At 69.7% G+C, this 11,644-nt stretch carries 9 protein-coding genes; 3 read left to right on the forward strand and 6 right to left on the reverse strand.

The window, feature by feature from the left end; all coding sequences use genetic code 11:
- Nucleotides 1-149 precede the first annotated feature (149 nt).
- Entirely contained in the window at nt 150-3,761 is a 3,612-nt protein-coding gene (locus E4M00_RS14905; RefSeq protein WP_338033197.1) for a TM0106 family RecB-like putative nuclease, read from the reverse strand.
- A 119-nt stretch (nt 3,762-3,880) separates the two neighbouring features.
- Between E4M00_RS14905 and E4M00_RS14910 the strand changes: the two genes are divergently transcribed.
- Nucleotides 3,881-4,489 carry an asparagine synthase gene (locus tag E4M00_RS14910; protein ID WP_135121279.1) on the forward strand — a complete coding sequence of 203 codons (609 nt, stop codon included), beginning with the start codon at nt 3,881-3,883 and terminating at the stop codon, nt 4,487-4,489.
- Here the strand turns inward: E4M00_RS14910 and E4M00_RS14915 are convergent.
- From E4M00_RS14915 to E4M00_RS14925, 3 genes are all read right to left on the reverse strand, one after another.
- Nucleotides 4,486-5,943 (reverse strand): MFS transporter, encoded by a 1,458-nt coding sequence (locus E4M00_RS14915; RefSeq protein WP_135121280.1) that lies wholly within the window; start codon nt 5,941-5,943, stop codon nt 4,486-4,488. The genes E4M00_RS14910 and E4M00_RS14915 overlap by 4 nt on opposite strands.
- Before the next feature lie 68 nt (nt 5,944-6,011).
- Nucleotides 6,012-7,385, reverse strand: coding sequence for a M20/M25/M40 family metallo-hydrolase (locus E4M00_RS14920; protein ID WP_135121281.1), 1,374 nt, complete (start codon nt 7,383-7,385; stop codon nt 6,012-6,014).
- Between the two features lie 44 nt (nt 7,386-7,429).
- Nucleotides 7,430-7,651, reverse strand: a complete 222-nt coding sequence (locus E4M00_RS14925) for a hypothetical protein (protein WP_135121282.1) — start codon at nt 7,649-7,651, stop codon at nt 7,430-7,432.
- Nucleotides 7,652-7,875: 224 nt separating this feature from the next.
- Between E4M00_RS14925 and E4M00_RS14930 the strand changes: the two genes are divergently transcribed.
- Complete coding sequence (locus E4M00_RS14930; RefSeq protein WP_056165152.1) at nt 7,876-8,124, forward strand: hypothetical protein; 249 nt, start codon at nt 7,876-7,878, stop codon at nt 8,122-8,124.
- A 29-nt stretch (nt 8,125-8,153) separates the two neighbouring features.
- Nucleotides 8,154-9,641: an MFS transporter gene (locus E4M00_RS14935; RefSeq protein ID WP_135121283.1), complete on the forward strand. Its 1,488-nt coding sequence runs from the start codon at nt 8,154-8,156 to the stop codon at nt 9,639-9,641.
- Here E4M00_RS14935 and E4M00_RS14940 read toward each other — a convergent pair.
- A complete protein-coding gene (locus tag E4M00_RS14940; protein WP_135121284.1) occupies nt 9,638-10,474 on the reverse strand; it encodes a TspO-related membrane protein in 837 nt (278 codons plus the stop codon). The two genes, E4M00_RS14935 and E4M00_RS14940, sit on opposite strands and share 4 nt — an antisense overlap.
- Nucleotides 10,475-10,611: 137 nt before the next feature.
- On the reverse strand, nt 10,612-11,538 hold the full coding sequence (locus E4M00_RS14945; RefSeq protein ID WP_135121285.1) for an endonuclease/exonuclease/phosphatase family protein: 927 nt from the start codon (nt 11,536-11,538) through the stop codon (nt 10,612-10,614).
- Nucleotides 11,539-11,644: the final 106 nt, after the last annotated feature.

Here is an 11,644-nt window from a genome sequence, read left to right on the forward strand (position 1 = left end):
ACGAGGAGTCGCACCGGGTGAGGCACAGTGTGTGGCGCGAGCCCTACGGATCGATGGTCATCGCCGTGCTGCGTGATGCGGCGGGGGCCGCTGTGGGGGCGATGGTGAGCGTGCCGCCCGTCGAGTAGCGGGACCAGACTTCCCGGCGGCTATCCCTCCACCAGCCTGATGAACGCGCTCAACTCGGTGACTCCCTGCGGCGTCAGCGGCAGGTACTCGGTGAGCTCGGGCGAGTAGACGAGGTAGGCCGCCCACTGCGCTCGCGAGATCGCCACGTTGAGGCGGTTCTTCATGATGAGGAACTCCATGCCGCGAGGAACGTCGGCGGCCGAGGATGCGGCGAGCGACACGACAGCGATCACGGCCTCCTGGCCCTGGAACTTGTCGACGGTGCCGACCCGCACCCGGGGCAGCTCGGCCGCATCGAGCACGTCCCGCACCAGTGCGAGTTGCGCGTTGTACGGCGTCACCACGATGAAGTCGCCCTGGTCGAGAGGCCGCGCCTCGGCGTCACGGCTCGGTCGCCACGGCGTTCCGAGGAGCGATCGCACCACCTGCACGACGACGGCTGCCTCCTCAGGCGACTCCGTCGCGTTGCCCGAGTGCACGACCGGCACCGTGTGGAGACCGGGTTCGGTCTCGAGGAGCAGGCGGTCGGCGGCATCGGGGTGCGAGCGCAGTTCGCCCTCGTAGGAGAGCGTCGACACGGGCTCCGCGACCGCCGGATGCATCCGTCTGCTCTCGGCGAGGAAGTAGCCGAACTCCTTCGGGAGCACGTCGTGACCTGCGGCCACCCAGCCGAGGGCGGAGCTGTCGATGGGTTCGGGGTGGGTGCCCTGGCTCACCTGCGGCAGTTGCTGAGGATCGCCGAGGAGGAGCAGGTTGCGGGCGCTGACGCTCGTGGCGACGGTCGACGCCAGCGAGAATTGACCGGCCTCGTCGACCACGAGCAGATCGAGGGCACGTCGCGGGAAGCGTGCGGGGTTGGCGAAGTCCCACGCCGTGCCGCCGACGACGAAGCCCGTCTGGGCGTTCGCCTGCGCGAACAGCAGGGCGGCGTTCTTGTCGGCGAACAGGGTGTAGTCGTGGGCCGTCTCATCCCCCGCCTTGGGCGCCTTGCCCACCAGGGCGGGGTCGAGTCCGGCACCGGCGAGCCGATCGAGCAGGTTCTCGACGACGGAGTGCGACTGGGCGACGACGCCGACCTTCCAGTGGTGGTCGTTCACCAGCCGGGCGATGACGTGCGAGGCGAGGTACGTCTTGCCGGTGCCGGGTGGGCCCTGCACGGCCAGATAGGAGGAGTCGAGATCGACCAGGCTGGCGACGACGGCGTCTTCATAGGCGCCGGTGGTCACGGGGACGAGCTCGCCACGTCTCGATCTCGGCGGCATGCGCCGGAGGATGTCGATCAGGGGATCCCGTGGCCAGGTCGGATGCTCCCGCACGAGGGCAGCGCCCCACTCGCTGATCGCGTTCTCCAGCGCGGTCGTGCGCAGCGGCCACCCGGGCACCACAGCCATGGGGGGCTGACGATGCCGTGCGGCGCCGACGGGCAGTGCCTCCTCGACCACCACCCCGTCGTCGAGCACCTCGAGAACCGTGACGTCGCGCCGGATGCGCTGCCCGGGGTCGGCATCGTCGTCGATCACCGCACCGTCGGGCTCGTACAGGGCGAAGAGCCCGGCGCCGGCCGAGATCCTGGTGCCGGGACCGAAGCGCCCGTGCAGCCGCAGCGTGCGCCGCTCCTTCTTGCTCTTTCCCTCGGGAAGATGCCAGTCGACCTCGACGCGCGACGTCGCAGCATCGACGACGAGGACGTCGCGGGTGTCCTCCCACTCGCGCACCGGCTGGTCGAGGCGGAAGAAGTGCGCCCACCAGAAGCTCTTGCGCTCGCGCGGGTAGTAGTCGATGGCGGCGGATGCGAGGGCCAGGGCGGTCTGGTCGGGCGTGCGGTGATCGATGGACGCGTCACCGGCTCCTGCCAGGTGCGACAGCGCGATGGCGAGCTCGGACTGCACGTACTGCTCGCCCTCGCGAGGCGCACGGGGAGCCGGCCGGACCCCCACCTCGGCGGCACGCTCGAGCAGCCACTCGCTCAGGCGCAGGGTGGACAGCACGTCGTAACGGTTGTAGCGGGCGATGTCGTCGAGGATGGCCTGCGACTCGGCGACCTCTCCGGCCGCGGCGAGATCCATCGACCTCTGGTACTCCACGATCGAGTCGGCGGCGTTCGTCACGCCCTCGCGCTCCTCATCGCCCATGTAGAGCGGCTCGAGCTTCTTGATCGAGTAGGAGCGACTGCCGACGAGCATGCCGCGGCGCACGATGGGGTAGAGGTCGATGAGCACGCCGTCGCTGAGCAGCTGGTCGACGCGGGCCTCGCAGGTGCCGTGGCGGGCGGCGATGGAGAGCAGGTGGGTGCGCTCGTAGCTGGCGTAATGGTAGATGTGCAGGCCGGGGTGGGCGGCCCGACGCTCGTCGACGAAGTCGAGGAAGCGTTCGAGGGCGACCTTCTCCTCGGCGAAGCTGTGCGCCCAGAACGTCGTGAACTCATCCCTCCGGTCGAGCACGCCGAACAGATAGTCGATGCCCCAGCTGATGCCGGCGCCCTCGGTGTAGAGCGGATCGCCCTCGAAGTCGAAGAACAGGTCGCCGGGATCCGGTTCGGGGACGGCTGCCAGCGCCTGCGCGTCACGCACGGCGACGGGCGGCGCGAGATGCACCTGCTCGGGATCGGCGCCTGCCGCGATCGCGTCGTCGCGTGCGGCATCCGTCGCCCGATCGGCCTCGACCTGCAGGGCCGCCTGCACGCTGAACGACTCCAGCGTGCTGCGTGCCATGCCCTCGACCGGCGACTCCCCGTCGGGGCGCAGGTCGATGGCCGCCAGCTCGTCGATCGTGGTGATGCCCGCGGAGCGCAGGGCGTCGCGCTGCGAGATGCGCATGCCGGCGACGAGCAGCACGTCGCGGCTCGCATCGACCTCGGCCGAGCACGTCGCGCAGCGGCCGCAGACCGTGTAGCGCGGGTCGCCCCATGCGACCGGTGCGTCGGCAGCCACGCGTTCGTCGACGATCTGCAGCAGCCTGGCGCGACGCTTGCGGTAGACCGGCAGGATGTCGTCGACCCGGTGCACGCTCACGCTGCCGTCGCCGAGGAGCAGCTCGACGGTGTCGGCGCGGGGCACCCGGAGCGCGTCGAGCTGGTCGGCGTAGGCGGCGAGCTGCAGCAGTGCCGTCACCCGGGCGCGACGGGCGAGCTTGGTGTCCTGCACCAGGTAGACGCCGCCGGGGCGCCGCACGATGAAGTCGGCGAAGCCGAGGAACGCCCCGTCGAAGAAGGTGGCCTGGAAGACCACATCGGCTCCGGATGCGAAGGCCGAGCTCGTGGCATCCGTCGCGTACTGCAGAGTCTCCGTCGTGAGCTCGGGTGGACGCGCCACCTCGACAACGCCGTCGCCGAAGTGCTCGCGATAGTCGGCGAGCACCCGGTTCTCGTGCTTGTCTCCGAGGACGGCCGTGCGGGCGAGCATGGCGTCTTCGGCATCGGGGACGGCGGCGATGCGGCCGAGCTTGGCGTCGAGCTTGCGGAGGAAGGCGAACTCGCACTTCGAGGCCGTGGTGAGGTCGCTCGCACTCGTCACCACAGTGCCGTCGAGCAGGAACATGCCACCTCCGCCGCCGTCGTCGCGTCCGTCGCGCCGTCTGCCTGCACGATAGCGCGAGCCGACGACAGGACGGTGGCGACGCAGGGTCACAGCCACAGCACGGCATCCCTCTCGACCTGCGTGGCATCGTTCAGCCGGGCTCTGCCGCGGTGTCACGGGCCGCCGGTATTCTCGAGAGTGGTGCGTCGACGATCGACGCCCGGAGCGGGAGTGCGATGTGGTTCAGTCGGTGGCGCAGGAGGAAGCCGCCGCCGTTCGACTTCTCCACCCTGCCGTGGGCTGAGCCCCCCGAGGAGGCCGACGCCCGCGAGGAGGGCGTGATGCTCGCCGAGTACTCCAGCCGCATGGTGCTGAAGAACCGCATCCTGGTGAGCGTGCTGGGCGAGAGCATCGACTTCGACATCGACTCCTTCCTGCCCGACGCTCGCGACGCGCTCGCCGGACTGGCCGCCGAGATGCGCGCGGCCGCCGAAAGGGTGGCCCAGGAGAGCGCGGCTGCGGCCACGCTTCACGGCAATCCGCAGGACATGCACGACTACAGGTCGAAGGACCTCGTGAACCTGGGACTGCGCGAGAGGGTGAACCTCGCCGTGGCGGCGGAGCTCGAGAAACGCGCGGCCGACGACGAGTACCTGCGCACCTTCATCACAGCGGCACGCGACGACGCCTGGGACGACGTGGCTGGCGCCATCGGAATGCGCCTCGACCTGGAGCGCCCGCAGAGCGCCGTCGACGCCAATTACAAGCGCACCCGCAAGGAGCGCATGCGCATGGTGCGCAACGTCGACCTGGCGCGGCTCGAGATCGAGAAGCTGGACTACTAGCGGACGACGGGCTCCGTCGCCACCTCGGCCACGGCGGCATCCGAGAAGGCCAGCTTCGGCACGAAGACCAGCAGAACGGCGGCCACCACGGCGGTCAGGCCGCAGACCAGCCAGACCGTGATGTAGCCGCTCAGGGATCCGGCGGTGCCCTCGGTCGCGGTTCCTCCGACGTGGCTGAGCAGGGCGATTCCGAAGACGCAGGATGCGATGGCCCCGCCGACGGTCTTGACCGAGTTGGTGAGACCCGTGGCCACACCGGTCTGGCGGCGCGGGGCTGCAGCGGCGGCGGCGGCCGGGAGGGCCGCGACGAGGGCGCCGGAGCCGATGCCGGCGATGATCATGTTCGACAGCACGTTCACGTAGCCGTCGTGGAACGGCAGGAACAGCAGGTAGCCGATCGCCACCAGGGAGCTGGCTCCGATCAGCGCGATGCGCGGTGTCACGAATCGGGTAGCGATGGGGAACAGCATGGCGCCGACGATCATCGACAGCACGTACGCCCCGATGAGGATGGAGGTCTGGCCGCTGGTGGCCGAGAGACCGTAGCCGTAGGTCGCGGCATCCGTTCTGGCGAAGGTGGAGAGGGGAGCCTGCGCTCCGAGCACGCTCACGCCGAACAGGCCGGCGGTGAGGAAGATCGGGCCGAGAGCCGGCGAGCGGAACAGGCGCACGTCGATGAGCGGATCCTTCTGGCGCAGCTCGTAGCGGGCGAAAGGGATGACGAGCAGCACACCGAGGAGCATGACCGCCCACGAGAGCAGGTCGCCGGGGCCGGCGAGACGCAGCAGGCTGAGGCCGCCGGTGAGGGCGAGCAGGGCGAGCGAGATGAGGATGAGGCCGCCGGTGTCGAACTTTCCTCCGGTGAGGTCCGGCGACTCCTTCACGCCGAACAGCACGACGAAGAAGCAGATGGCCACGGCGATGCCCGGGATGAGCAGGGTGGTCTGCAGGGGGATGACGTCGGCCAGGGCTCCGGCCGTGAGGGCACCGGCGATGGCGCCGAGCTCGAGAGCGGCCACGAGCAGGCCGGCCGCACGGCGGGTGATCGCGGCGGGGGAGCCGAGCGAGCGACTGCGCGACCAGACCAGCGCGATCTCGAGCGGGAGCCACACCACGTAGAAGCCCTGCAGAGCCCAGGCCACGAGGAACACCCAGAACACGTCGGTGAACGGCAGGGCGAGCGAGGCCACCGCCGTGACTGCAGTGGAGATGAGCAGCATCCGCCGGTGACCGACCATGTCGCCGAGCTTGGCCATGGCGGGCACGACCAGGGCCGAGAGCATGAGCTGCGTGCCCTCGAGCCAGTTGACGTCGGCGTCGTGGATGCCGAGGTGGCGCGCGATCTCGGTGAGCAGGGGCGTGTAGTAGCCCTGCAGGATGCCGCTCGTGAACTCCACGAAGGCGAGGAAGCCGACGACGCCGGCCACCGATCCGAGTTTCACTGCACGCGACATCGCGTCTCCTTAGGCAAGAGGACGGCCCGTCCATCCGGGCCGAGTCACACTCTAGGCAGAGGAATGTTTCAGGCAGGCAACGAACGCAGCAGAGCGGCGTAGAAGCGCTCCCCCCGTTCGAGGCTGTCGATCGAGACGTGCTCGTCGACGCCGTGGATCGAGGCGCGTTGAACCCCCGTCATCATGAGCGGGGCGAAGCGGTAGGTGGCCGGCGAGAAGCGGTGGAAGTGCCGTCCGTCGGTCGCCGACATCTGCACGTAGGGCGCCGTGACGGCCTCGGGGTAGGCCACGCCCACGGCGTCGCGGATGAGCGCGAACTGGGCGTTCTCGGTCGACGACTCCGGCGATGGGTCATCGCCCTCGAGCACCGTCACCGTGATGTCGAGGCCGCGGATCAGGTGACGGATGCGGGCGACCGAGCCGGCGACGGTCTCACCGACGGCGATCCTGATGTTGAGGGTCGCCGAGGCCTGGGACGGCAGCACGTTCGCGGCCGTTCCGCCATCGAGCATGGTGACGGCGACAGTCGTGCGCACCATGGCTCCGGCATCTCCGGCGAGCCTGGCGAACAGCCGGGCCGTGAGCGGGGGCACCGCGAGGAGCGCCGACACGATGGCGCGCGGTCGACCCGTGGTGTTCTCGCGGAACACCCGGAACATCGTGCGCGCCGCCCGCGGGAAGTGCGGCCTGAAGCCATGCCTGTTGATGCGGCGTACGGCGAGGGCGAGACGCGTTGTCGCCGTCTCGCGCGGAGGAGCCGACGCGTGGCCCGGCTCGCCGCGGGCGTCGAGGCGCACGGTGAGGGCGCCCTTCTCGGCCACGCCGACGACGGCCGTGACCAACGGGATGAAGGGGAGCGGAGCATCCGTCACAGCCCCACCCTCGTCGAGCACGAGCCAGGGGCGGATTCCGCGGCCCTTCAACGTGCTGGCGATGGTCCTGGCGGCGTCGCCGAAGGTCTCCTCGTTGCCGCCGAAGGAGAGGTAGACGTCGCGCGCCGGCGTGAAGCCTGCGGCGAGCAGGTTCTCGACGGCGTCGAGGATGAGCACGAGCTCGCCCTTGTCGTCGAGGGTGCCGCGCCCCCAGACGTGCCCACCGGCGACGGTGCCGTCGAAGGGCGGGTAGGTCCAGGCGTCGGTCTCGTCGACCGGAACCACGTCGTAGTGCGCCATGAGGATGACGGGCTCGTTCGCGCTGCCGGCACCGGGGCCGCCGCTGCCGGTCCAGCGGTAGAGCAGCCCGAACTCGGTGATCTTCTCGAAGGCGAGGTGCTCGTGCACCAGCGGGTAGAGCTCGCGGAGGAGGGACTCGAGGCCCTCGAACGGCGCGTTGCCGCGGGTCTCGAGCTCGGCCGACACTGTGGGCAGCTGCACCAGGCGCGAGAGCCTGTCGGCGATTCCGGGACGAGGACCTGAGGCGGCGGGGGAGTCTGCGGCTGGCACGGGTTCCACCCTAGGCGGCAGCGCTCCGGGCTCGGAAACCCGACTCAGGCGGGGGTGGAGAGGAGGGAGAACAGCAGGTAGCCGAGGCCACCGACGGCCAGGACGGCGCCGAGCGTGCGCACGACGATCGACTCGATGCGCGCGAGCTTGGGCTGGAGCAGTCCGAGGGGATTGAGGATGTCGGACATGTCACTCGGGTCTCCGAGGCGAGACTTCGCCGCGGTTTCCTCGTCGGTGACGGTGGTGCTGAGTGGAGTAGGGCTCACGTTTCAACGCTAACCGCAGGGGTGTCGTGTCGACATTCCCCGTATGCGGGACAAAAGACCGACGGATGCCCCCACAGTGCGGGGTCGCATACTGCTCGTCGGCGTGGTTCGGGGTACAGCGCGATCAATCATGTCGGCGCTTCGGACGACCGAGGCGAGGTCGGGGTGCGAACCGCCGCGGCCGTGCCGCGTCGATGTCGGTGGGCCGACGTAGCGTCTCCTGCATGAGCACCATCGAGATCAACACCCCCACGGAAGCCCGCCGCTTCGCGTGCCCCGACTGCCGCTCGGGTGCCACGGTGCAGATCATCTACGGCGTCCCCGACGATGTGCTGCGCGCAGCAGCCGACGAGGGTGACGTCGTGCTCGGCGGCTGGCTGACCGAGATCGACGCTCCCACCCGCCACTGCCGCGCCTGCGGATCGGAATGGGTCGACGCCGACGAGTACGTGGAGCGGTTGCACTCCTCCTGAATCGAACGCAGCCGCCTAGGCTGGACGTGATGACGGATGCGCCGATCACGCAGAACATACCGCTCACCCCGCAGAAGCGGTGGCGAGCCTATTGGGTCTGCGTCGCTGTCGCCGCTCTCACCATCCTCGACCTCTCGAAGGTCAACGTGGCCCTCCCGTCGATCGAGAAGTCGTTCGGCGCGAGCTCGACCGAGCTGCAGCTCATCGTCTCGGGCTACGTTCTGGCCTTCGGCCTCACCCTCGTACCGGCCGGGCGGTTCGGCGACATCCGCTCGCGCAAGGCGTTCTTCATCGTCGGCCTCACGCTGTTCACCCTCGCCAGCGTCGCCTGTGCCCTGGCCCCCACCAGCACCTTCCTGCTCGTCGCCCGCCTCGTCCAGGGTGTAGCCGCCGGCATCCAGATGCCGCAGGTGCTCGGCCTCATCCAGCAACTGTTCCCCGGCGCCGAGCGGGCGAAGGCATTCGGGTTGTTCGGTGCGATGATCGGCATCGCCACGGCCGTCGGGCCGACGCTCGGCGGTCTCCTCATCGCGATCGGCGGCGAGGCCGACGGCTGGCGCCTGATCTTCTGGATCAACCTGCCCCTGGGAGTCGCCGCGCTCGCCCTGGCGATCTGGCTGTTGCCGAAGACCCGCGAGAGATCGTCGCGATCGGTCACCATCGACCCCGTCGGCATCCTGCTGTTCGGCGTCACGATCCTCGCGCTGATGTGGCCGTTCCTGCTCACCACGGGTGCGCCGACCGATGACCCGGCGCGCTGGTGGCTGCTTCTGGTGTTCGTGCTCGGGGCCACGGCGTTCATCGCCTGGGAGACGCGCTACGCGGCTGGGGGTCGAGATCCGTTGATCCCGCTGGTCCTCTTCCGCATCTCCTCGTTCCGCAACGGATCGGCCCTCATCGCCGTGTACTTCGCGGCGCTCCCGTCGGCGTTCCTGCTGACGACGCTCTACCTGCAGCAGGGACTCGACCTCGCCCCGGTGTTCGCCGGCATGGTCTCGATCGGGTTCGCGCTCACCAGTGCGCTCTCGTCGTGGCGGGGCGGCACCCTCGTCTCGCGCTATGGGCGAGCGCTCGTCGTGTGGGGGCTCGTCGGAGTGCTGCTGGGTGCCGGCCTGCTCGTGGCCGCGGCCATCCTGACTCCCCCGGATCTCACACCGTGGTTCATGGCCGGAGCCATGCTCGTCGCCGGCACCGGCGGCGGCTTCGTCGTGTCGCCGAACCAGACGCTCACGTTGCACGACATCCCCGTGCGCCAGGGAGGCCTCGCCGGCTCGGTCGGCCAGCTCGGCCAGCGCATCGGAACGGCCATCGGAACCGCCATCGCGCTCTCGCTGTTCTACTCCACCATCTACCGCGAGAAGGGCAGCGGTGAGAGCGACATCACGCTGTACCACCACGCATACGCCTACGGGATGCTGTCGGTCGCCCTGTTCATAGCTGTGGCCTTCGCCATCGCCGTGCTCGACCTCGGTTCGCGCCGCAGACGGGGTAAGACCCCGACCGACGACGCCGCTTAGGCGACTGTCGCAGCCGGGATCCTGTCAGGGTCCTCGGTCGTCGCGCGCAGTCGCGCCACGATGGTGACGATCACGACGGCGACGACGGCGATGATCGCGGTGACGGCCGTCGGCGTCGAGAGCAGGTCGCCGGTGAGGCGGGCGATCGCGACCCACGCGATGCCCCAGCAGAGCGAGGCCGTCGGCGCGAGCCTGCCCTCGCCCCGGAGCGCCAGGCCGACGCCGATGAGGCCGGCGACGGCGATGACGATCACACCCCACACGTCCGGCTCGAGCCCGAATCCGTCGAAGCCGATCGCGACCAGGCCCGCCGTGATGTTGGCGACAGTCGCGATGGTGACCCAGCCGAGGTAGAGCCCGATGGTGCCGTCGGTGATGATGGCGTCGATCACCCCGTCGCCGCGGTACTGCCGCGCCAGCAGGAAGCTGCGGATGAGCACCAGCAGCAGGGCGATGATGATGGGGATGCTCAGCCAGAGCTGGTCGAACTGGATGCTGAGGATCCACGCGGCGTTCAGGATGAGTGACGCCGCGATCCAATAGCCGAGCCGGCGGTGGCGCTCTGCGGTGCGCTGGCCCGGGAAGAACTGCCAGACGGCGTAGGCGAGCAGTCCCGCGTAGATGACGCTCCAGATGCTGAAGGCACCCGAGCCCGGCGCGATCACGGTGGCGTCTGCAGCGAGAGCTCCCCCGGCGGCATCCTGGATCGGCGTTCCACCGGCCGCCCCCGAGCCGATGAACGAGCCGACGACGGCGATGACGGCGCTCACCGCCACGGTGATCATGCGGGCGTAGTCGCTGCCCGTCGCCGTCTGCTGTGTCTGCTGTGCCATGGTTCTCCCCGTCGTCCACTCGGGTCCAGCGTAGGGCGCGTACCCCGTTCAGGGGGCATCCGTTCAGTGAATACACGGATCCGTCGAGCTACGTCAGGCGCCCGTCCCCCGCGAGACGACGAGCGTCTGTGAGTGCGTCAGCGTCCGATGGTGAGCGCGATGGCGCGGTGGTCCGATCCGTTGGCATCGAGCACGTGAACGGATGCGGCGTCGATGCCGCGCGTCAGAGCATGGTCGAGCGCCACCAGGGGGATTCCGGCGGACCACGTGAACGGGAACCCCGCCGTGTCGGTCCGCACCAGGGGTGCCTCATCCGTCACCGGAACGAGCATGTGGTCGTCGGTGGAGGTGTTGAAGTCGCCGATCACGACGAGGCGCTCCGACGTGTCCTCGGCGAGGGTGCCGGCGAGGTTCTCGAGCATCCGGTCGCGGTCCTCGTATTCGCCGGGGCGGAAGGAGGCGAGGTGCACGGCGAAGAGCCGGGTGGGGCCCTGCGCCGTCTCGACGTCGACGCTGAGGGCGCGCTTCCAGCCGAGGCCGAGGTCGAGTCGCTGACCGTTCGAGAGTTCCGTCGTGCTCCAGACGCCGACGGTGCCGGCGACGAACGAGTACGGGTAGCGGTCGGCGAGGGCGGAGGCGACGGTGTCGCGGATGTCGCCGCTGAGCTCCTGCAGCACGATCACGTCGGGCTGGTCGTCGGCGAGGGCGCTGACCATGGCCGCAGCGTCGCCGTTGCCGGCCTCGAGGTTCTCGCTGACGATCGTGGTCGTCTCGGCGGTTGCGGCGACGGCCGGTACGGGAAGGGCGGCAGGCAGCACGACGAAGCACCACGCCAGCGTTGCGGCGCCGGCCCCGATGAAGGCCGCCGGAGTCCGCACGATGACCGCTCCGATGAGCAGTGCGATCACGACGACACCGAGCCAGGGGAACGCGGCCTCGACGAGCGAGAGCGTTCCCGCGAAACCGGGCAATGCCCGATGGAAGACCAGCAGTGCCGTGAGCACCAGACCCCACACGAGAACCGAGACTCCCCGCGCTGTGCGGCGGCGGGTGCGAGTGGTCATCGGTCGATCATGGCAGCACCGGATGCCGCGAAAGTGAACGGCAGCTGAGTGCGGGCTGCGTACCCGGGAACGCAGCGAGGGTCGGCCGCCCTGTGAGCGCCCGACC

Source organism: Orlajensenia leifsoniae (genome assembly GCF_004570845.1).
GTDB lineage: Bacteria > Actinomycetota > Actinomycetes > Actinomycetales > Microbacteriaceae > Orlajensenia > Orlajensenia leifsoniae.